21 protein-coding genes are annotated in these 20,292 nt (G+C 74.5%); 19 read left to right on the forward strand and 2 right to left on the reverse strand.

The annotated features are described in order from the left end of the window. Positions 1 to 75 precede the first annotated feature (75 nt). From murG to ACLQ14_RS15745, 16 genes are all read left to right on the forward strand, one after another. Positions 76 to 1,233 (forward strand): undecaprenyldiphospho-muramoylpentapeptide beta-N-acetylglucosaminyltransferase, encoded by a 1,158-nt coding sequence (gene murG, locus ACLQ14_RS15670; RefSeq protein WP_425814782.1) that lies wholly within the window; start codon positions 76 to 78, stop codon positions 1,231 to 1,233. After that, positions 1,230 to 2,696, forward strand: coding sequence for a UDP-N-acetylmuramate--L-alanine ligase (gene murC / locus ACLQ14_RS15675; protein ID WP_425814672.1), 1,467 nt, complete (start codon positions 1,230 to 1,232; stop codon positions 2,694 to 2,696). The genes murG and murC overlap by 4 nt, the downstream gene beginning before the upstream one ends. Before the next feature lie 288 nt (positions 2,697 to 2,984). Further along, entirely contained in the window at positions 2,985 to 3,722 is a 738-nt protein-coding gene (locus ACLQ14_RS15680; protein ID WP_425814674.1) for a cell division protein FtsQ/DivIB, read from the forward strand. Between the two features lie 223 nt (positions 3,723 to 3,945). Beyond that, complete coding sequence (gene ftsZ, locus ACLQ14_RS15685) at positions 3,946 to 5,253, forward strand: cell division protein FtsZ (RefSeq protein WP_425814676.1); 1,308 nt, start codon at positions 3,946 to 3,948, stop codon at positions 5,251 to 5,253. Beyond that, positions 5,253 to 6,107, forward strand: a complete 855-nt coding sequence (locus ACLQ14_RS15690) for a polyphenol oxidase family protein (protein WP_425814678.1) — start codon at positions 5,253 to 5,255, stop codon at positions 6,105 to 6,107. The genes ftsZ and ACLQ14_RS15690 overlap by 1 nt, the downstream gene beginning before the upstream one ends. Before the next feature lie 98 nt (positions 6,108 to 6,205). Further along, on the forward strand, positions 6,206 to 6,706 hold the full coding sequence (locus ACLQ14_RS15695) for a cell division protein SepF (protein ID WP_425814680.1): 501 nt from the start codon (positions 6,206 to 6,208) through the stop codon (positions 6,704 to 6,706). Between the two features lie 114 nt (positions 6,707 to 6,820). Continuing rightward, positions 6,821 to 7,105 (forward strand): YggT family protein, encoded by a 285-nt coding sequence (locus tag ACLQ14_RS15700; protein WP_425814784.1) that lies wholly within the window; start codon positions 6,821 to 6,823, stop codon positions 7,103 to 7,105. A gap of 91 nt (positions 7,106 to 7,196) precedes the next feature. Further along, positions 7,197 to 7,829 carry a DivIVA domain-containing protein gene (locus tag ACLQ14_RS15705; protein ID WP_425814682.1) on the forward strand — a complete coding sequence of 211 codons (633 nt, stop codon included), beginning with the start codon at positions 7,197 to 7,199 and terminating at the stop codon, positions 7,827 to 7,829. 235 nt (positions 7,830 to 8,064) lie between these two features. Next, positions 8,065 to 8,526, forward strand: a complete 462-nt coding sequence (locus tag ACLQ14_RS15710) for a TraR/DksA family transcriptional regulator (protein ID WP_386797552.1) — start codon at positions 8,065 to 8,067, stop codon at positions 8,524 to 8,526. A gap of 78 nt (positions 8,527 to 8,604) precedes the next feature. Next, positions 8,605 to 9,270 carry a signal peptidase II gene (gene lspA, locus ACLQ14_RS15715; RefSeq protein WP_425814684.1) on the forward strand — a complete coding sequence of 222 codons (666 nt, stop codon included), beginning with the start codon at positions 8,605 to 8,607 and terminating at the stop codon, positions 9,268 to 9,270. A 2-nt stretch (positions 9,271 to 9,272) separates the two neighbouring features. Then, positions 9,273 to 10,220, forward strand: coding sequence for an RluA family pseudouridine synthase (locus ACLQ14_RS15720; RefSeq protein WP_425814686.1), 948 nt, complete (start codon positions 9,273 to 9,275; stop codon positions 10,218 to 10,220). Positions 10,221 to 10,233: 13 nt separating this feature from the next. Then, positions 10,234 to 10,728 carry a GNAT family N-acetyltransferase gene (locus ACLQ14_RS15725; RefSeq protein ID WP_425814688.1) on the forward strand — a complete coding sequence of 165 codons (495 nt, stop codon included), beginning with the start codon at positions 10,234 to 10,236 and terminating at the stop codon, positions 10,726 to 10,728. An 85-nt stretch (positions 10,729 to 10,813) separates the two neighbouring features. After that, a complete protein-coding gene (gene dnaE / locus ACLQ14_RS15730; protein WP_425814690.1) occupies positions 10,814 to 14,347 on the forward strand; it encodes a DNA polymerase III subunit alpha in 3,534 nt (1,177 codons plus the stop codon). Beyond that, positions 14,344 to 14,757: a pyridoxamine 5'-phosphate oxidase family protein gene (locus ACLQ14_RS15735; RefSeq protein WP_425814691.1), complete on the forward strand. Its 414-nt coding sequence runs from the start codon at positions 14,344 to 14,346 to the stop codon at positions 14,755 to 14,757. Before dnaE ends, ACLQ14_RS15735 begins: the two co-directional genes overlap by 4 nt. Positions 14,758 to 14,835: 78 nt before the next feature. After that, positions 14,836 to 15,633, forward strand: coding sequence for a class I SAM-dependent methyltransferase (locus ACLQ14_RS15740; protein ID WP_425814693.1), 798 nt, complete (start codon positions 14,836 to 14,838; stop codon positions 15,631 to 15,633). Positions 15,634 to 15,640: 7 nt separating this feature from the next. Next, complete coding sequence (locus ACLQ14_RS15745) at positions 15,641 to 16,843, forward strand: MFS transporter (RefSeq protein WP_425814695.1); 1,203 nt, start codon at positions 15,641 to 15,643, stop codon at positions 16,841 to 16,843. 16 nt (positions 16,844 to 16,859) lie between these two features. Here the strand turns inward: ACLQ14_RS15745 and ACLQ14_RS15750 are convergent, their stop codons facing one another. Continuing rightward, positions 16,860 to 17,099 carry an RNA-binding S4 domain-containing protein gene (locus ACLQ14_RS15750; protein WP_425814697.1) on the reverse strand — a complete coding sequence of 80 codons (240 nt, stop codon included), beginning with the start codon at positions 17,097 to 17,099 and terminating at the stop codon, positions 16,860 to 16,862. A gap of 106 nt (positions 17,100 to 17,205) precedes the next feature. On the opposite strand from ACLQ14_RS15750, the gene hisD reads away from it, so the two are divergent. The 3 genes from hisD to ACLQ14_RS15765 are packed head-to-tail and all read left to right on the forward strand — an operon-like array spanning position 17,206 to position 19,488. Next, complete coding sequence (gene hisD, locus ACLQ14_RS15755) at positions 17,206 to 18,570, forward strand: histidinol dehydrogenase (protein ID WP_425814699.1); 1,365 nt, start codon at positions 17,206 to 17,208, stop codon at positions 18,568 to 18,570. Next, positions 18,567 to 19,025, forward strand: a complete 459-nt coding sequence (locus ACLQ14_RS15760; protein WP_425814701.1) for a ubiquinol-cytochrome c reductase iron-sulfur subunit — start codon at positions 18,567 to 18,569, stop codon at positions 19,023 to 19,025. Before hisD ends, ACLQ14_RS15760 begins: the two co-directional genes overlap by 4 nt. 58 nt (positions 19,026 to 19,083) lie before the next feature. After that, complete coding sequence (locus ACLQ14_RS15765; protein WP_425814702.1) at positions 19,084 to 19,488, forward strand: VOC family protein; 405 nt, start codon at positions 19,084 to 19,086, stop codon at positions 19,486 to 19,488. 36 nt (positions 19,489 to 19,524) lie between these two features. On the opposite strand, the gene ACLQ14_RS15770 is transcribed toward ACLQ14_RS15765, so the two are convergent. Then, positions 19,525 to 20,289 (reverse strand): helix-turn-helix domain-containing protein, encoded by a 765-nt coding sequence (locus ACLQ14_RS15770; protein ID WP_425814704.1) that lies wholly within the window; start codon positions 20,287 to 20,289, stop codon positions 19,525 to 19,527. Positions 20,290 to 20,292: the final 3 nt, after the last annotated feature.

Consider the following 20,292-nt stretch of genomic DNA (forward strand, 5'->3'; position numbering starts at 1 on the left):
CGCCCGCCCACCCGCACGCACGACACCGGCCCGCCGGGCCCGAACCAGGAAGCACCAGGTCCTCAGCTCGTGGTCATCACCTCCTCACCGGTCCAGTCCGTCGTCCTCGCGGGCGGCGGGACGGCCGGTCACGTCAACCCGCTGCTCTCGGTCGCCGACGAGCTGCGCCGCCGCAACCCCGCCGCGAGCATCGTCGCGCTCGGCACCCGCGAGGGGCTCGAGGCGCGGCTCGTGCCGGAGCGCGCGTACCCGCTCGAGTTCCTCCCGCGCGTGCCGCTGCCGCGGCGGCCGTCCGGTGAGTGGGCCCGCCTCCCGGGCCGCCTCAAGGCCGCGGTCGACGCGGCGGGCGAGGCGATCGACCGCGTCGGCGCGCAGGCGGTCGTCGGCTTCGGCGGCTACGTCTCGACGCCGGCGTACCTCGCGGCGCGTCGCCGCGGCGTCCCGGTCGTCGTGCACGAGCAGAACGCCCGGCCCGGCCTGGCCAACAAGCTCGGCGCGCGGTGGGCCGCGCAGGTCGGCGTGACGTTCCCCGGCACGCCGCTCGCGGGCGCGGTCGTGACGGGGCTCCCGCTGCGCCGCGAGGTGGCCGAGCTCGTCGAGCGGCTCGCGCACGACCCGGCCGGGACGCGCGCCGCGGCGGCGGCCGCGCTCGGGCTCGACCCGGCCCTGCCGACGCTGCTCGTCACCGGCGGCTCGCTGGGGGCGCAGAGCCTCAACACGGCGGTCTCCGGCGCGGCCCGCGAGCTCCTCGCGGGTGGCCTGCAGGTGCTCCACCTCACGGGCACGGGCAAGTCCGAGCCGGTGCTGGGCGCGCTCGCCGGCCTCGCCGGGACCGAGCGGTACCACGCGCTCGAGTACCTGGGGGACATGCACCTCGCGTACGCGGCCACGGACCTGGTGCTCTGCCGCTCGGGCGCCGGGACCGTGAGCGAGCTCACCGCGCTCGGGCTCCCGGCCGTCTACGTACCGCTGCCCATCGGCAACGGTGAGCAGCGGCTCAACGCGGCGCCGGTCGTCGACGCGGGCGGCGGCCTGCTCGTGCCGGACGCCGAGCTCACGCCCGCGTGGGTCGCGCGCGAGGTCCCGGGGCTGCTCGGTGACCGGGGGCGCCTCGGCGGGATGGCACGGGTGGCGGCCGCGTCGGGCGTGCGGGACGGCGCGGCCCGCGTGGCGGACCTCGTCGAGAAGGCGGCGCACCGGGCGCCCGGGAGCGGGCACGGGGCGACGGCGTGACCGGCCGGTACGACGCCACGCCCGCTCTCGCGGACTTCGGCCGCACCCACCTCGTGGGCGTCGGCGGGGCGGGCATGTCGGTCGTCGCCGAGCTGCTCGCCGCGCGCGGCGTGCCGGTGCAGGGCTCGGACGCGCGGGACAGCGCGGTCGTGGCGCGGCTGCGGGACGCGGGCGTGCCGGTGACCGTCGGGCACGCGGCCGCCGCGGTGGGCGACGCCGACACCGTGGTGCTCTCCAGCGCGGTCCGCGACGACAACCCCGAGCTCCTCGCGGCCCGCGCCCGCGGTCTCCGCGTCCTGCACCGCTCCCAGGCGCTCGCCGCGCTCATGGTCGGGCGTCGCGGCGTCGCCGTCGCCGGCGCGCACGGCAAGACCACGACCTCGGCGATGGTCGCGACGATCCTGCGCGAGCTCGGCGAGGACCCGTCGTTCGCGGTCGGGGGCAGCGTCCTGACCGACGACGGCGCACTCCCGGGCGGGCACCTCGGCACGGGCGACGTCCTGGTCGCCGAGGCGGACGAGTCGGACGGCTCGTTCCTCGCCTACGCGCCGGCCGTGGCGCTCGTGACGAACGTCGAGCCGGACCACCTCGACCACTACGGCACGCGCGAGGCGTTCGACGAGGCGTTCGTCGCGTTCGCCGGGCGCGTGCTCGAGGGAGGCGCGCTCGTGGCCTGCGCGGACGACCCCGGCTCCGCCGCGCTCGCGGCGCGGCACCGCGCGTCGGGTGGGACCGCGTGGACGTACGGGACGGACCCCGCGAGCGACCTCGTGGTCGAGGGGGTGCGGACGGGCGACGGCGCGAGCGCCGTGCTGCGGGTGGCGACGTCGGCGCTCGGCGCCCGGGCCGGCGTGGTCGCGGGGACGACGGCGCCGCTCGCCCTGCGCGTGCCGGGCGCGCACAACGTGCTGAACGCGGCCGGCGCGGTCCTCGCGTCCGTGGTGCTGGGCGCGCCGTTCGCGGGCGCCGCGGCGGCGGCGGAGGCCTTCCGCGGGACCGGACGCCGGTTCGAGGCCCGCGGCGAGGCGGACGGCGTGCGCGTCGTCGACGACTACGCGCACCACCCCACGGAGATCACCGCGCTGCTGACGGCGGCGCGGGGGGTGGCGGCCGGGGGCCGGCTCGTCGTGCTGTTCCAGCCGCACCTCTACTCGCGCACGCGGACCTTCGCGCCGGAGTTCGCGCGCGCGCTCGCCCTGGCTGACGAGGTCGTCGTCGCCGGGGTGTACGCCGCTCGCGAGGACCCCGATCCCGGCACGACGGCCCGCACGATCACGGACCTGCTCCCCGCGACGGCGTCGGGCGCGGCGCCGCACGCCGTCGAGGACCGCCTGGAGGCAGCGGCGACCGCGGCGGCCCTCGCGCGCTCCGGCGACCTGCTGCTCACGGTCGGGGCCGGCGACGTGACCGAGCTCGCGCCCGTGGTCCTCGACGCGCTGCGCGCGCGGGCGGGGGAGGGCTGAGCCGTGCCGTCGCGACCGCCGTCCCGGCCGTCCCGCCCGCGGCCCGCGCCGCTGCGGGACCGCGACCGGCCGGCCGGGCCCGGCCCGGCGCCGGAGCCTGAGGAGCGGTCGCAGCGACCTGCGCCCCCGCCCGCCCCGGCGCAGGCGTCCGGTGGTCGGTCGCCGTCGGGGCGGCGTGCTCCGTCGACGGCGCCCGTCCCGCAGGCGCGGCCCGGCACGGGGCAGGTGCCTGCGCGACGGGCGGCTCCGAGCGCTCCCGTGCCGGTCGTCGGAGCGCGAGGACCGGTGGTGTCGACCGGGATGGTCGACCGGCTGGCCGAGCGGGCGGCGATGCGTCGCCACCGGCGGTGGCGGCGCCTCGGCTGGACGCTGCTCGCCGTCGTGCTCGCCGGTGCCCTCGTGTGGCTGGCCTTCTTCTCGCCGGTGCTGGCGACCCGCGCCGACGACGTCCGCGTGGTCGGCGGGGGCAGCCTCGTCGACACCGCGCAGGTCGAGCGGATCGCGGCCGGTGCGGACGGTGTCCCGCTGCCGCGCCTGGACACCGTCGCGCTGCGCACCCGGATGCTCGACGTGCGCGGGGTCAAGGACGTGGCGATCGTGCGCCAGTGGCCGCACGGGCTGACCGTGCGCGTCACGCCGCGCGAGCCGGTGGCCGCCGTCCCCGACCAGGGGAGGTACGCGCTCCTCGACGGAGACGGCGTGCGGGTGGCGACGGTCCGCGCCGTACCGAAGGGCGTGCCCGTGGTCACGGTCCCGCTCGACGCGGCCGACCACCGGGCCCTCGACGCCGTGCTCGCGGTGCTGAGCGCGCTGCCGGAGAAGCTGGGCGGGCAGGTCACCGCGGTGGAGGCGTCGACGCAGGACACGGTCGAGCTGACCCTGCGCAAGGGCGTGCGCGTCGTGTGGGGCAGCGCGCAGGACTCGGCCCTCAAGGTCCGCGTCCTCGAGGCGCTGCGCGGGGCGAAGCAGACGAAGGGCGCGAGCGTCTTCGACGTCTCGGCACCGACGCTCCCGGTCACCCGGTGACCCGGACCGAGGCGGGTGGGGAGGCGCCGGGCGGGTGGTTCGGGACCGATCTCGCGACACGCGCGGGCGGGTCGTTGCCGACGCCGTCCGCGCCCCCTACGTTCGCAGCAGAACGAGGATGACATAACACTAACCCTCAACTTGAGGGTGAGGGTTGAGACCCGGGCCACGGCGCGGGCGCAGCGACCGCACGACACCACACGCAAGGATCGAGAGGCACACCGTGGCAACTCCGCAGAACTACCTGGCAGTCATCAAGGTGGTCGGCATCGGCGGTGGCGGCGTCAACGCCGTGAACCGAATGATCGAGGTCGGTCTCAAGGGTGTCGAGTTCATCGCGATCAACACCGACGCGCAGGCGCTCCTCATGTCCGACGCCGACGTCAAGCTCGACGTCGGCCGCGAGCTCACGCGCGGCCTGGGTGCCGGCGCGGACCCCGAGGTCGGGCGCAAGGCGGCCGAGGACCACCAGGACGAGATCGAGGACGTCCTGCGGGGCGCGGACATGGTCTTCGTCACCGCCGGCGAGGGCGGCGGCACCGGGACGGGCGGCGCGCCCGTCGTGGCCCGGATCGCCCGCTCGCTCGGCGCGCTGACCGTCGGCGTCGTGACCCGCCCGTTCACCTTCGAGGGGCGCCGCCGCTCGGTCCAGGCGGACCAGGGCATCGACACGCTGCGCAGCGAGGTCGACACGCTCATCGTCATCCCCAACGACCGGCTGCTGTCGATGTCGGACCGCGCGGTGACCGCGCTCCAGGCGTTCCACTCGGCCGACCAGGTGCTGCTCTCCGGTGTCCAGGGCATCACCGACCTCATCACCACGCCGGGCCTCATCAACCTCGACTTCGCGGACGTGAAGTCCGTCATGCAGGGCGCGGGCAGCGCTCTCATGGGGATCGGGTCGGCGCGGGGCGAGGACCGGGCGGTGCAGGCCGCGGAGTTCGCGATCTCGTCGCCGCTCCTCGAGGCCAGCATCGACGGCGCGCACGGCGTGCTTCTGTCGATCCAGGGTGGCTCCGACCTGGGGCTGTTCGAGATCAACGAGGCCGCGCGGCTCGTCCACGAGGCGGCGCACCCCGAGGCGAACATCATCTTCGGCGCGGTCATCGACGACGCCCTGGGCGACGAGGTGCGCGTCACCGTCATCGCGGCCGGGTTCGACGGCGGCGGCCCGCAGACGCGCAAGGAGGGCCAGGGGCTCGGTCAGGTGCAGGGCGCCGTGTCGGCGGCGGTGCCGCAGGTGCCGGCCGTGCCGGTGGTCGGCTCGCCGGCGGCAGCTGGTGCGCCCTCGTCCGTGGGCGCGCCCGCCGCCCCCTCGGCGCCGCGTCCGCTCGCGCCCCAGCCCGCGCAGCACGGTGCCGTCCGCCCGCTCGTGCCGCTCGACGCGGACGACGCCGAGGACGACGCCGCGGTGATCGTCGAGACCGGGGCCGCGCCGTCGAGCTCGCCGGTGTCCGTGCCGCGGCTCGTCGACGAGGAGCCGCTGCGGCGCGCGATCGACGATCTCGACGTGCCGGACTTCCTCAAGTAGTGGATCACTCCCTCGGGGAGGGCGGCGGTGCCCGCGGCGCGACTCGCGCCGGGGCGTCGCCGTTGCCCGTGCCCCTGCTCGAGGTGGACCTCGGCCCGGGGGTCCGTGCGGGCTTCACGACGCGCACGGGCGGCGTCTCGCCGCCGCCGTGGGCCTCCCTCGACCTCGGGCTGGGCGTCGGGGACGACCCGGCGCGCGTGCGGGCCAACCGGGTCGCGGTCGCCGCGACGTTCGGCGCCCCCCTGAGCTTCATGACGCAGGTCCACGGGCGCGACGTGATCGTCGTGGACGACGACGCTGGGCGTGCGGGCGCGGCGGCGGGACCGTCCGACTCGCTCGGCGAGGCCGACGCCCTCGTCGGGCCGAGCGGCCGCGCGCTCGCCGTCCTCGTGGCCGACTGCGTCCCCGTGCTCCTGGCCGACCCTGCACGCGGGCTGGTCGGCTGCGCGCACGCCGGGCGGAACGGCGTCGCGCAGGACGTGGTGGGTGCGGCGGTCGACGCGCTCGTCGGCCTCGGTGCCCGGCCCGAGGCACTGCGAGCCGTCGTCGGGCCGAGCGTGTGCGGCGCCTGCTACGAGGTGCCGGAGGCGATGCGCGCCGACGTCGCGGCCCGCGTGCCCGCGACGTGGTCGCGGACCCGCGCCGGGACGCCCGCGCTCGACCTGCCGGCGGGCGTCGCGGCGCAGCTCGCCGCCGCCGGCGTGGGGCAGATCGAGGTGCTCGGCGTCTGCACCCTCGAGGACGAGCGCTTCTTCTCCCACCGGCGCGACGGGCGCGAGGCGCCGACGGGCCGGTTCGCGGGCGTCGTCGTGCACCGCGGCGACGCCGCCGACGGGTCGCCCGCGCTCGGGTGAGCATGCCGACACGCCGGGCGTGTCGGCACGGGGTCCCGGGCACGCTGGGCTAGCGTGAATCACACGACGGTCGTTCGACCGGGGGAGGAGCACAGGCGATGGCTGGAACGCTGCGCAAGACCATGCTGTACCTGGGGCTCGCCGACGACCGCGGCGAGGCCGAGGAGCAGGAGTACATGGACGACTACGAGGACGCCGACGGCGGCGTGGGGGAGGACTTCGCACCCGTGACCCCGATCGGACGAGCGCCCGCGTACTCGCCGGTGCGCGAGGTGAGGGAGGCCCGCCCGGCCGCGTCGCAGGGCGTCGACCTGCGTCGCATCGTGACGGTGCACCCCCGCTCGTACAACGACGCCCTGGTCATCGGCGACGCGTTCCGCGCGGGGACCCCGGTGATCATCAACCTCTCGGACATGGACGACGCGGACGCGAAGCGGCTGGTCGACTTCTCGGCAGGCCTGACGTTCGGGCTGCACGGCGCCATCGAGCGCGTCACGAACAAGGTGTTCCTGCTGTCTCCCGAGCACGTCGAGGTCACCGGCGAGGAGCGTGCCGCCGCCGGGCAGGCCCGCGGCTCCGGGATCTACAACCAGAGCTGATCGCGTGAGAAACGACACCCGACGGCGCGCCCACGAGGGCGCGCCGTCGTCGGTTCGCCCCTTGGCGGGCGTCGCGCGCGCGAAACGCCCGGGAGATGGCACAGTTCAGCCGTGGTGATCTTCTCCGTCATCGGCATCCTGCTCTTCGTCTACCTGCTGCTCCTGATCGGACGCCTCATCCTGGACTGGGTTCAGGTGTTCGCACGGGACTGGCGTCCGCGCGGCGCCGTCCTGGTCGTGGCCGAGGTCGTCTACACCGTCACGGACCCTCCGCTGCGGCTCCTGAGGCGCATCATCCCGCCGATCCGGTTGGGCTCCGTCCAGCTCGACCTCGGCTACATCATCCTGTTCTTCGTCGTGTCGTTCCTGTGGCGCCTCTTCACCAGCCTCGGGCGGTGACGAGGGTCCCTCTTTGGCGGTCCCCGGCCCGACTCGGCTACCGTGGAGCGCACGACCCTGCCCGACTGCCCTATCTCACCGAGGTGACGCGATGGCACTGCTGACCGCCGAGGACATCCTCAGCAAGACCTTCTCGACCGTGAAGTTCAAGGAGGGCTACGACATCGAGGAGGTCGACGACTTCCTCGACGAGGTCGTCCGCACCCTCAACTCCGTGCAGGAGGAGAACGAGTCCGTCAAGGCCAAGCTGGCCGCCGCGGAGCGCCGGATCGCCGAGCTCAGCCGGGCCGACGCCGCGCAGACGGCCTTCCAGCCCGAGCCCGTCGCGGCCCCCGAGCCGCAGCCCGAGCCCGTGGCGGCGCCCGAGCAGCAGCAGCCCGCGGAGCCGGCCTCCGCGACCGGCATGCTCCAGCTCGCGCAGAAGGTTCACGACGACTACGTGAACGCGGGCAAGGCCGAGGGCGAACGCCTCCTGGCCGAGGCCCAGGAGGAGAGCACCCGCATCGTCCGCGACGCGGAGAACCAGTCGCAGCGCACGCTCTCGCAGCTCGAGCAGGAGCGGTCGCTCCTCGAGCGCAAGATCGACGAGCTGCGGATCTTCGAGCGCGACTACCGCACGCGCCTCAAGAGCTACCTGCAGAACCTCCTCGGCGACATCGACGCCCGGGGCAGCGCCCTGCCGGCGCGCGGGGGTTCCAGCTCGGACATCACCGCGGGCATCTGACCGCACCGGCAGCGACGGGGCAGACGGGGGCGCGCTCGCCGGGCCAGGTCCGGTACGCGCCTCGCGCAGCTCGAGCCGCCATCCGCCTGCGGGCGGGTGGCGGCTCGTGCGTCGTCGCCCGTGCGACGCCGCAGGTCGCGCCCGCGTTCGGCGAGCGTGACGGCGCGGCGTGGTGTGTTGTGGAACCTCGTGAGGGCGTCTACCCTCGCGTGAATCCGAACGAGGGAGGTTCATGATGGCCAAGCGTGACGTCGCGGTCCGTGCCGCGACCCGCAAGCAGTTCCCCCACCTCGTCCGGGACGTCAAGTCGTTCCCGGTCCGTGACGGCGAGGAGCCGTGGACCGTGGAAGAGGTCGAGGAGCTCGCTCACGGCCTCATCGAGGAGAACGCCCGGCTGCAGGTCGAGTTCGCCGCCGCCGACCAGGAGCTGTCGGCGCTGCTGCGCGACTCGGGCGAGGGCTCGGGCGACGACCAGGCGGACTCGGGCTCGAGCGCGCTGGAGCGCGACCAGGAGCTCACGCTCGTCAACAACACGCGTGACCTGCTCGCGCAGAACTCGCGTGCGCTCGACCGGATCGCGGCCGGCACGTACGGCGTCTGCGAGTCGTGCGGCAAGGCGATCGGCAAGGCGCGCCTGCAGGCGTTCCCCCGCGCCACCCTGTGCATCGACTGCAAGCAGCGCGAGGAGCGTCGCTAGCCCCGTTGCCGAGACGCCCGCGCGGCGGCCACCGCAGCTGCGGTGGCCGCCGCGCGTCGCGTGAGACACTTTGCGGCGATGAGCACGCCACCCGAGCGGTCCGAGTCCGGCGACCGCGAGCCCCACACGCCCGCCCCCCAGCCCGAGCAGGGCGCCGGCGCGGCGCACGCCGCCGAGCATGCCGGGACACCGCGGCCCAGCCGCCGCCTCGTCATCCTCCTGGCGGTGATCGCCGCCGTCGTGCTCGTGCTCGACCAGGTCACCAAGGCGTGGGCGCAGCACGCGCTGCGCGACGGCAAGGAGATCGACGTCCCGGGCGGCTTCTTCCACCTGCGGCTCGTGTACAACCCCGGCGCGGCGCTCTCGATCGCCACGGGCATGACGTGGCTGCTGACGATCATCATCGTGGTGGTCGTCGTGTTCATCGTGCGGTCCCTGCGCCGGCTGCGCTCGACCGGCTGGGCCGTCGCGCTCGGCCTCCTGCTCGGTGGCGCGGTCGGGAACCTGCTCGACCGGCTCCTGCGGCAGCCGGGCTTCGCCCGAGGGTACGTCGTCGACTTCATCGGGTACGGCAACTGGTTCGTCGGCAACGTCGCGGACATCGCGATCGTCGTCGCCGCCGTCCTCATCGCCCTGCTCGCGCTCCGGGGCATCGGCATGGACGGACGGCCGATCGCCGACGCGGCCGCCCCGGCACCGCGCCACGAGGGACAGTCCGGCACCGAGAGCGGCGGGGGTCGCTGAGCGTGGCCAGCAGGAGCTTTCCCGTGCCGGACGCCCTGGCCGGCGAGCGGGTGGACGCCGCCCTCGCCCGCATGCTCGGGCTCTCCCGCACGCGCGCGGCCGACGTCGCCGCGGCGGGCGGCGTCCGGCAGGACGGCGTCGAGCTCGGCAAGTCGGACCGCCTGCGCGCCGGTGCGTGGCTCGACGTCGAGCTGCCCGACGAGGACCGCGAGCAGGGACCCGCGGTGGTCCCCGAGCCCGTGCCCGGCATGCGCATCGCCTACGAGGACGACGACGTCGTCGTCGTCGACAAGCCGGTCGGGGTCGCGGCGCACCCGTCGCCGGGCTGGACCGGGCCTACCGTCGTCGGGGCGCTGGCCGCTGCCGGCTACCGCATCTCGACCTCGGGCGCGGCGGAGCGCCAGGGCATCGTGCACCGGCTCGACGTCGGCACGAGCGGGCTCATGGTCGTCGCCAAGTCCGAGCGCGCCTACACCGTCCTGAAGCGCGCGTTCAAGGAGCGCACGGTCGACAAGGTCTACCACGCGCTCGCGCAGGGCCACCCGGAGCCGACGACGGGCACGATCGACGCGCCGATCGGCCGCCACCCGGGCGCCGACTACAAGTTCGCGGTCACCGCCGACGGGAAGCCGTCCGTGACCCACTACGAGGTGCTGGAGATGGTGCCCGCGGCCTCGCTCGTCGAGGTGCACCTCGAGACGGGCCGCACGCACCAGATCCGGGTCCACTTCGCGGCGCTGCGCCACCCGCTCGTCGGCGACCTCACGTACGGGGCGGACCCGCGCCTCGCCGCGCGCGTGGGCCTCGAGCGCCAGTGGCTCCACGCCGTGCGGCTCGGCTTCGAGCACCCGTCGACGGGCCAGTGGCTCGAGGTCGCGAGCGACTACCCTGACGACCTCCGGCACGCGCTCGACGTCGCGCGCGGTGCCGACGGTCCGGCCGGACGCTGACGGAGGTGTGCGCATGAAGATGCCCGAGGGGCCCGCGGCCCAGCACGTGACGGTCGAGCGTGTCTCGACGCCGGCGCAGCTCGAGGAGGCGCAGGCGTTGCGCGTCCGCGTCTTCGTCGACGAGCAGGGCGTCCCGGCCGAGGAGGAGGTCGACGCGCTCGACACCGACCCGAGCACGACGCACCTGCTGCTGCGCGACCCGGCCGGCGCCGTCGTCGCCACCGGACGGCTGCTCACCGACCCCGAGCACCCCGGCGAGGTGCACGTGGGGCGGGTCGCGGTCGACGCCGCCTGGCGGGGCACCGGGCTCGGCGCGCTGCTCATGCGCGAGCTCGAGGCCGTCGCGCTCGCCGAGCACGCGGACGAGGGCCGGTGCCGGGTCGTGCTGAGCGCGCAGGTCCAGGCGACCGGCTTCTACGAGCGCGTGGGCTACGTCGTCGTGGGCGACGTGTACCTCGACGCTGGCATCGAGCACCGGGACGCGGCGAAGACGCTCGTCGACCGCTGACGTCGCTCCGCACCCCGGCTGGAGCGCACGGCCACGCCGTCCGCGGTGACCGGCGTTGTCGGCGCCCGCACCTAGACTCGACCCCATGCCGACCGGGGAAGACTTCGTCCACCTCCACGTCCACACCGAGTACTCGATGCTCGACGGCGCGGCCCGCCTCGACTCGCTGTTCACGGAGGTGGAACGGCTCGGCCAGAAGTCCATCGCGATCACCGACCACGGCTATCTGTTCGGCGCGTTCGACTTCTGGAGCAAGGCCCGCGCCCACGGGATCAAGCCGATCCTCGGTGTCGAGGCGTACGTCACGCCGGGCACGAGCCGGTTCGACCAGACGCGCGTGCGGTTCGGCCAGCAGGGGCAGGAGTCCGACGACGTCTCGGCCCGCGGCGCGTACACGCACCAGACGATGTGGGCGCGGACCAACGAGGGCCTGCACAACCTGCTCCGGGCGAGCTCGCTGGCGTCGCTCGAGGGCCAGATGGGCAAGTGGCCCCGCATGGACCGGGACCTGCTGGAGACCTACTCGGGCGGGATGGCCGCGTCGACCGGCTGCCCGTCCGGCGAGATCCAGACGCGCCTTCGCCTCGGCCAGTGGGACGAGGCGGTCCGCGTCGCCGGAGAGCTGCAGGACATCTACGGCAAGGACTACTTCTACGTCGAGCTCATGGACCACGGGCTCGACATCGAGCGGCGCGTGATCAAGGACCTGCTGCGCCTCGCCGAGACCATCGGCGCCCCGCTGCTTGCGACGAACGACCTGCACTACGTGCGCCAGGAGGACGCGACGTCGCAGGAGGCGCTGCTGGCGATCAACTCGGGCTCCACGCTCGACGACCCCGACCGGTTCAAGTTCGACGGCGACGGCTACTACGTGAAGTCGGCCGAGGAGATGCGCCGGGTGTGGGCGGAGCTGCCGGAGGCCTGCGACAACACGCTGCGCCTCGCGGAGCAGTGCGACGTCACGTTCGACACGTCGGCGAACTACATGCCCCGGTTCCCCGTCCCCGAGGGGGAGGACGAGACGAGCTGGTTCGTCAAGGAGGTCGAGGCGGGGCTGCACCGCCGGTACCCCGAGGGCGTGCCCGAGGCGTCGCGCAAGCAGGCCGAGTACGAGACCGAGGTCATCCTCCAGATGGGGTTCCCCGGCTACTTCCTCGTGGTCGCGGACTTCATCAACTGGGCCAAGGCGCAGGGCATCCGGGTGGGCCCCGGCCGCGGGTCGGCCGCGGGGTCGATGGCCTCGTACGTCATGGGCATCACGGAGCTGGACCCGCTGCAGCACGGGCTGATCTTCGAGCGCTTCCTCAACCCCGAGCGCGTGTCGATGCCCGACGTCGACGTGGACTTCGACGAGCGCCGGCGCGGCGAGGTCATCAAGTACGTGACGGACAAGTACGGCGACGACCGCGTCTCCCAGGTCGTGACGTACGGCACGATCAAGGCCAAGCAGGCGCTCAAGGACTCGTCCCGGCTGCTGGGCTTCCCGTTCGCCATGGGGGAGAAGCTCACCAAGGCGATGCCGCCCGCCGTCATGGGCAAGGACATCTCGCTGGGCGGGATCTTCAACCCGAAGGACCCGCGGTACGGGGAGGCGGAGCAGTTCCGGCAGGTGCACAACGCGGACCCGGAGGCGCAGCGCGTCGTCGAGCTGGCGCGCGGCATCGAGGGCCTGAAGCGGCAGTGGGGCGTGCACGCGTGCGCGCTCATCATGTCGAGCGTCCCGCTCACCGACGTGATCCCCACGATGCGCCGCCCCCAGGACGGGGCGATCATCACGCAGTTCGACTACCCGACGTCGGAGACGCTCGGGCTGATCAAGATGGACTTCCTGGGTCTGCGGAACCTCACGATCCTCGACGACGCGCTCGGCAACATCGTCGCGAACGGCAAGGAGCCGGTCGAGATCGAATCGGTGCCGCTCGACGACGAGGCCGCGTACGCCCTGCTGAGCCGCGGCGACACGCTGGGCGTGTTCCAGCTCGACGGCGGCCCCATGCGGGCGCTGCTCCGCCAGATGCGCCCCGACAACTTCGAGGACATCTCCGCCGTCATCGCGCTGTACCGCCCGGGCCCCATGGGCATGAACTCCCACACCAACTACGCGCTGCGCAAGAACGGGCTGCAGGAGATCACCCCGATCCACCCCGAGCTCGAGGAGCCGCTCGCGGAGATCCTGGGCGAGACGTACGGCCTGATCGTCTACCAGGAGCAGGTGCAGCGCGCCGCACAGATCCTCGCCGGCTACTCGCTGGGCCAGGCGGACCTGCTGCGCCGCGCGATGGGTAAGAAGAAGAAGGAGATCCTCGACAAGGAGTTCGTCCCCTTCCAGACGGGCATGCGCGAGCGGGGCTACTCCGACCAGGCCATCCAGGCCGTGTGGGACACCCTGGTCCCGTTCGCCGGCTACGCGTTCAACAAGGCCCACTCGGCGGGCTACGGCCTGGTGTCCTACTGGACCGCCTACATGAAGGCGAACTACCCGACCGAGTACATGGCCGGGCTGCTGACGAGCGTGCGCGACGACAAGGACAAGTCGGCGCTGTACCTGTCCGAGTGCCGGCGCATGGGCATCACGGTGCTCCCGCCGGACGTGAACTCGTCGTCCGCGAACTTCACCGCGGTGGGCGACGACATCCGGTTCGGCCTCACCGCCGTCCGTAACGTGGGCTCGAACGTGGTCGACGCGATCACCGCGACCCGCGAGGAGAAGGGCGCCTTCACCTCGTTCACCGACTTCCTCGACAAGGTGCCGGCGGTGGTCTGCAACAAGCGGACCATCGAGTCGCTCATCAAGGCGGGCGCGTTCGACTCGCTGGGGCACACGCGCCGCGCGCTGCTCGCCGTGCACGAGATGGCTGTCGACTCCGTGATCAGCGTCAAGCGCAAGGAGGCCGAGGGGCAGTTCGACCTGTTCGCCGACTTCGCTGCCGACGACGACGGCGCCACGGTCGGGTTCAGCGTCGAGGTGCCGGACCTGCCGGACTGGGAGAAGAAGCAGCGGCTCGCGTTCGAGCGCGAGATGCTCGGCCTCTACGTCTCGGACCACCCCCTGTCGGGTCTCGAGCACGTGCTCTCGCGCGCCGCCGAGACGACGATCGCGACGCTCCTGGCCGACGAGGAGCGTGCCGACGGCTCGGTCGTCACGATCGCGGGCCTCCTCACCAACGTGCAGCACCGGTGGTCCAAGAACGGGAACCCGTGGGCGTCGGTCGCGGTCGAGGACCTCGAGGGCTCGGTCGAGGTCATGTTCTTCGGCGAGACCTACCTCGCGTACTCGACCGTCCTCGCGGAGGACACGGTCGTCACCCTGCGAGGGCGAGTGCGGCGCCGCGACGACACGATGCAGCTCCAGGCGATGGAGGTCTCCCTCCCGGACGTCTCGGCGTCGCCGGACGGACCCGTCACGGTCAGCCTGCCGTCGGTGCGGTGCACCCAGCCCGTGGTGGAACGGCTCCGCGAGATCCTGCGGACGCACCCCGGTGCGTCCGAGGTCCACCTCAAGCTGACGGAGCCGGGGCGGGCCACCGTCATGCGCCTCGAGGACACCCTGCGGGTCGAGCGGACGCCGGCGCTGTTCGGGGACCTCAAGGCGCTGCTGGGACCGAGCTGCCTGGGATGAGGACGGTCCACCTCAACCCGGAGCAGCGGGTCTTCGTGACGGAACGCCACCTCGCGACGCTGACGACGCTGCGCGAGGACGGGTCGCCGCACGTCGTGCCCGTGGCGTTCACCTGGGACGACGACGCCGGTGTCGTCCGGATCACCACCAACCGCAGCTCGGTCAAGGCCCGGAACGTCGCGCGCCGCACCGCGCACGGCGGCGCGCCCCGGGCGTCCGTGTGCCAGGTCGAGGGTGGCCGCTGGCTCACGCTCGAGGGCGAGGCCGAGGTCGTGCCGGACCTCGACGAGGTGGTCGACGCCGTCGCCCGCTACGCCCGCCGCTACCGCCCGCTCGAGCCCAACCCGGACCGCGTGGTCCTCCGCATCGCGGTCGACAAGGTCATGAGCTCGTCGTACATGGCGGGCTGACCGCCGTGGCACGATCCATGCGGGAAGTGGCGCCCGAGCCGCTGGCGCCGTGCGCCGGCCGGCGCGCAGGGTGGTGGCATGTGCGAGGAGAACAGCAGGACGCAGCCGCGCGGCGCGGACGGTAGTGCCGGTGACGCCGACTACGGGGTGATCGGCGTCGACTACGCCCGGTACCGGCGACCGGAGCAAGCCTTCGTGGCAGCGATCAAGGATGCCTTGGACGACGCGAGGACGTTGGTGAACATCGGCGCGGGTGCCGGGTCCTACGAGCCTGCCGAGCTCGACGTGACGGCGGTCGAGCCCAGCGCCGCGATGCGCAGACAACGCCCCGTCGATTCCGCCCCGGCGATCGATGCGGTCGCGGAAGACCTCCCGTTCCCCGACGACGCGTTCGACGCTTCCCTCGCGTCGTTCACGGTGCACCAGTGGCGGGACCTGCGTGCGGGGCTGCGGGAGGCGAGGCGCGTCACGAGCGGGCCCGTCGTGATCCTCACCTGCGACCCGCGCGCGCTGCGGTCGTCGTGGCTGGACGAGTACGCGCCGGAGGTCATCGCCACGGAGGCAGGACGGTACCCGGCGATCGCCGAGATCCGGTCCTGCCTCGGCGGAGACGTCGCCGTCACCGCGGTGCCGATCCCGCTGACGTGCACCGACGGCTTCTCCGAGGCCTACTACGGCAGGCCCGAGGCGCTCCTCGACCCGGGCGCCCGCCTCGCGAACTCGGCCTGGAGCTTCGTCGACCGAGCGGTCGGCGAGCGGTTCGAACGGACGCTCCGCGCCGACCTCGCCAGCGGCACCTGGGACGACCGGCACGGTCACCTGCGCACCCAGCCCTCGTACGACGGGTCGCTGCGGCTGATCGTCGGTCGACCGTGACCCGCCCATGACGGGCGCCGAGACTCCCGCGTCGTCTGCGGCACGGCTGCTCTGGCCGACCGCCGCCTGGTTCTGGGCGTTGCAGTTCGCCGTGCTGAACCCGCTGCTGGCCGTCCTGCTGGTGACGCTCCTCGACAGCACCCCCGCTCAGGTGGGGTTGATCCTCGGCGCGTACAACGTCGGCGGGTTCGTCGCGTCCCTGGTGATCCCGTCGGCCGCCGACCGGACGGGCGACTACCTCCGCCCCCTGCTGGCCTGCGGGATCTGCGGCGTCGGGATGGTGCTCGCCCTCGCGGCTGCGCCGTCGGTGACGGTCGCGCTGCTCGCGCTCGTCCTCCTCGGCGGCCCGGCGGGCGTCGGGTCCACGCTCCTCTTCGCGCAGCTGCGTCACGAGGGCGCGTCTCCGTCCCGGGTGATCCGGACCCGTGCGGTCGTGTCCTTCGCGTGGGTGGTCGGCCCGCCGCTCGCGACGGCGTGCACCGGCGTGCTCGGGGGCGCCTCCACGCTGTGGCTGCTCGCCGGCGTCGGGCTGGTCAACGTCGCGACCGCCGTGCTGCTCCTGCGCCGCCGCCGCTCGACCGAACCGGCGCCGCACGCCGCGCGTCCGCCGATGCGCGCGCAGCTGCGCGGACGCGGTCGCTGGGGCGTCGTCGTGGCGTTCGTCGCTCTGCAGGTGACCAACGTCGCGACGGTGACGGTGGCGACGCTCTTCGTCACCCGCGAGCTGCACGCGCCCATCCAGTGGGCCGGCGTCGTGCTCGGGGCGGCCGCGATCCTGGAGATCCCGGCGCTGCTCCTGATCGGCCGGTTCCACGCGCGCGTGCCGGCGCGCTCCCTGATCCTCGGCGCGTGCCTCGTCGGCGCGGCCTACTACGCGCTGGCGTCCGTCACGCGGGCCCCGTGGCAGCTCGTCGCGCTGCAGCCGCTCAACGCGTGGTTCTTCGCGACGGTCGCAGGCGTCGGGCTCACGGTCTTCCAGGACGTCTTCCCGAGCCCCGGGCTGGCTTCCGGGCTGTTCACCAACACCCGCCGCGTGGGCGCCGTCCTGTCCGGTCTGCTCATCGCCGGTCTGGCCGTCTTCCCCGACCCCTACCGCGCCGTGTACGGAGCCGCAGCAGTCCTCGTGGTCCTGGTGCTCGTCGGCTACGCGACGACCGTCGTCTCGGGTCGCGTCACCGGACGGAGAGGCGCGTCCCGGCTGAGGACGTAGCGTCGGTGCGTCGACCTCAGCCGACGACGGCGACCCGCTCGCCCTGTGGCGTCGCCACGGCGACGACGTCGCCCCGGACCAGACGGCGGCCCCGGCGCAGGTCGACCTCGCCGTTGACGCGCACCTCGCCCTCCGTGATGAGCTCCCGGGCCGTCGCGCCCGACTCCGCGAGGTCCGCGAGCTTGAGGAACTGGCCGAGGCGGATCTCGTCGTCGGCGATGGGCACGCGGGGGGCATCGGCAGTGGGGTCGCTCACGCCCCCATCCTCCCGCACCGGGGGCAGCCTCGGGCACGCGGGCGGACGCGCCGCCACCTCCTGGACGTCCGGCGGGCTCCGGAGCCCGCGCCACTAGACTCGAGCCGTGATCCAGCGCATCGACCTGAGGGGCCGCACGCTGTCCCGCCGCGAGCTCACCGACGCCCTGCCGCGCGCGGAGGTGCGCGTCGAGGACGCCGCCGAGCGCGTGGCGCCGATCATCGCGCAGGTCCGCGAGCACGGCGCAGCCGCCCTGCGCGACCTCGCCGAGCGGTTCGAGGGGGTCAGGCCGGAGCACCTGCGGGTCCCCGCGGCGGCGCTCGCCGGCGCGCTCGCCGGCCTCGCCCCCGACGTGCGGGCCGGCCTCGAGGAGGCGATCCGACGCGTCCGCGCGGTGCACGCCGCGCAGCGTCCCGCCGAGCACATCGTCGAGCTCGCCGACGGCGCGCGCGTCCGCCAGCGGTGGATCCCCGTGCGCCGCGTCGGGCTGTACGTGCCGGGCGGGCTCGCCGTCTACCCGTCGACCGTCGTCATGAACGCCGTGGCCGCGCAGGAGGCAGGCGTGTCCGAGCTCGTCGTCACGTCGCCGCCCCAGCGCGAGCACGGCGGCCTCCCGCACCCGACCGTCCTGGCGGCGTGCGCGCTGCTCGGCGTCGACGAGGTCTACGCCGTCGGCGGTGCCCAGGCGGTCGCGATGCTGGCCTACGGCGCGCTGGGCTCCGAGCCCCAGGACGGCGACGTGCTCTGCGAGCCCGTCGACGTGGTGACGGGACCGGGCAACGTCTACGTCGCCGCCGCCAAGCGGCTCGTGCGCGGCGTCGTCGGCATCGACGCGGAGGCCGGGCCCACCGAGATCGCGGTCCTCGCCGACGACACCGCCGACGCCGACCACGTCGCGGCCGACCTCGTCAGCCAGGCCGAGCACGACCCGATGGCCGCCGCGGTCCTCGTCACGCCGAGCGAGACGCTCGCCGACGAGGTCGAGGCCCGGGCCGAGGCCCGCGCGGGCGCCACGAAGCACGCCGAGCGGGTCGCCGAGGCGCTCGCGGGCCCGCAGTCCGCGATCGTCCTGGTCGACGACCTCGAGCAGGGACTCGAGGTCGTCGACGCCTACGGCGCGGAGCACCTCGAGATCCAGACGGCCGACGCAGTGGCCCGCGCCGACCGGGTCCGCAGCGCGGGGGCCATCTTCGTCGGCCCGTACGCCCCGGTGTCCCTGGGCGACTACATGGCCGGCTCGAACCACGTGCTGCCCACGGGCGGGGCGGCGCACTCGTCGAGCGGGCTCGGGGTGCACAGCTTCGTGCGCGCCGTGCACGTCGTCGAGTACTCGCGCGACGCGCTCGGCGAGCTCGCCGACCGGATCGTCGCGGTCGCTGACGCCGAGGACCTTCCGGCGCACGGCGAGGCGGTCCGCGCGCGGTTCGGCGCGGAGCACCCGGCGCCGCGCACCGACGGAGAGCGCGCATGAGCGCGTCGACGTCCGCCGCCGACGGCGCGGCGGGCGCCTGCTGCGGCGGCCTGTCACGCCGTGCTGTGCTCGCGGGCGGGGGCGCCGGCGCGGCCGCCCTCGTGCTGGCTGCCTGCAGCCCGGGCGGCACGGGTGACGTCCAGATCACGCCGCCCGCCACCGCCGCGACGGTCGCCCAGCTCGCCGAGGTGCCGGTGGGCGGCGCCGTCTCGGCCACGCTGCCGGGCGGCGCGCAGATCCTGGTGACCCAGCCCACCGCCGGCGACGTCCACGTCCTGTCCGCGATCTGCACCCACATGGGCTGCGGCGTGGTGCCCGGGCAGGGCGACCTCGAGTGCCCGTGCCACGGGTCGACGTTCGACCTCGCCGGCAAGGTCACGCACGGCCCTGCGAAGAAGCCCCTGCAGACCCTCACGGCCACCGTCAAGGACGGCCAGGTCGTCGTCGGCGGCTGACCCGGGCCTGTCCGAAACCTTCAAGACGTCGCCGGCGACGCGGCCTAGCGTCGAGGCCATGGCACCTGTACTGAACGTCGTCGGCATCGTGACCCGCGACCTCGCGGCGTCCCTCACCTTCTACCGCAGCCTCGGCCTGGACCTGCCCGAGCCCGACGGCCCGGACGACCACGTCGAGACCACCCTGCCCGGCGGGCTGCGGGTCGCATGGGACACCGTCGAGCTCGTCCGGTCGCTCACGCCGGGCTGGACCGAGCCGTCGGGCGGGGCGCGGATCACGCTCGCGTTCCTGTGCGACGACGCGTCGGAGGTCGACGCGACGTACGACGCGCTCGTCGGGGGCGGCTACCGCAGCCTGCACGAACCGTGGGACGCGTTCTGGGGCCAGCGCTACGCGACGGTCCTCGACCCGGACGACAACCCGGTCGACCTGTTCGCCTGGCTCCCGGGCTCGCAGCACTGAGGTGTGGCGCCCGCCGGTCCGTCGCCCCCGAGCGCCTCAACCCGGGCGGCCCGGGACGAGCGTCGTGGGCGTGACGCCGGACAGCGCGCGGACCTCGCGGGTCAGGTGCGCCTGGTCGCTGAACCCCACCCGCGCCGCGACCGCGGCCCACGGCACGCCGCGGCGCGCCAGGCCGACCGCGCGCTGCAGGCGCAGCACCCGGGCCAGCGTGGCGGGGCCGTATCCCAGCGCGGGCAGAGAGCGGCGGTGGAGCGTCCGTTCGCTCGCGCCGAGCTGACGGGCGGACTCGCCGACGCCGCGTCCTCGGCGCAGCTCGGCGACGAGGGCGACCACCAGCCGGTCGGGGGGCGGCGCCGCCTCGACCAGCGCGCACCCGACGCGCTCGAGGCCGACGGCGACCGACGGGACGAGGCCGGCTCCCGCCCGGGGCGCGCGGTGGGCGGACACGGCCACCTCCCACCGGGCGACCTGACGACCCGGGAGCAGGGCGTCCAGCGGGACGCGTCGGCCGACCGCCTCGTCCGCGCGGAGGCCGAGCGCGCGCGGCCCCGTCCCCGGGGCGAACCGGAGCCCCGCGACCAGGGACCCCGGCGGGCTGCTGGCCGTGAACGCCACGACGTCGGGACCCGCGACCTGCAGGTGCGTCCCGGTCCACAGCAGGTCGACGCACCCGTCGGGCAGGACACGCGTCTCGTGGTGCGACGGCCCGGCGACCGACCACCAGAGCACCGCGCCGGGCACCGAGGACGCGACCTCCCGATACCCGAGGTCCGCGCGGTCTCCCGGCGCCGTGCCGCCCATGGC

This window comes from Luteimicrobium sp. DT211 (assembly GCF_049844995.1).
GTDB lineage: Bacteria > Actinomycetota > Actinomycetes > Actinomycetales > Cellulomonadaceae > Luteimicrobium.

Excerpts from the sequence above, each read along its gene's own strand:
- ACLQ14_RS15740 (WP_425814693.1), top strand. The coding sequence starts at position 14,836 with ATGTGCGAGGAGAACAGCAGGACGCAGCCGCGCGGCGCGGACGGTAGT.
- ACLQ14_RS15765 (WP_425814702.1), top strand. The coding sequence starts at position 19,084 with ATGGCACCTGTACTGAACGTCGTCGGCATCGTGACCCGCGACCTCGCG.
- ACLQ14_RS15745 (WP_425814695.1), top strand. The coding sequence starts at position 15,641 with ATGACGGGCGCCGAGACTCCCGCGTCGTCTGCGGCACGGCTGCTCTGG.
- ACLQ14_RS15760 (WP_425814701.1), top strand. The coding sequence starts at position 18,567 with ATGAGCGCGTCGACGTCCGCCGCCGACGGCGCGGCGGGCGCCTGCTGC.
- ACLQ14_RS15735 (WP_425814691.1), top strand. The coding sequence starts at position 14,344 with ATGAGGACGGTCCACCTCAACCCGGAGCAGCGGGTCTTCGTGACGGAA.
- ACLQ14_RS15770 (WP_425814704.1), bottom strand. The coding sequence starts at position 20,289 with ATGGGCGGCACGGCGCCGGGAGACCGCGCGGACCTCGGGTATCGGGAG.
- ACLQ14_RS15710 (WP_386797552.1), top strand. The coding sequence starts at position 8,065 with ATGGCCAAGCGTGACGTCGCGGTCCGTGCCGCGACCCGCAAGCAGTTC.
- lspA (WP_425814684.1), top strand. The coding sequence starts at position 8,605 with ATGAGCACGCCACCCGAGCGGTCCGAGTCCGGCGACCGCGAGCCCCAC.
- ACLQ14_RS15705 (WP_425814682.1), top strand. The coding sequence starts at position 7,197 with ATGGCACTGCTGACCGCCGAGGACATCCTCAGCAAGACCTTCTCGACC.
- ACLQ14_RS15725 (WP_425814688.1), top strand. The coding sequence starts at position 10,234 with ATGAAGATGCCCGAGGGGCCCGCGGCCCAGCACGTGACGGTCGAGCGT.
- dnaE (WP_425814690.1), top strand. The coding sequence starts at position 10,814 with ATGCCGACCGGGGAAGACTTCGTCCACCTCCACGTCCACACCGAGTAC.
- ACLQ14_RS15695 (WP_425814680.1), top strand. The coding sequence starts at position 6,206 with ATGGCTGGAACGCTGCGCAAGACCATGCTGTACCTGGGGCTCGCCGAC.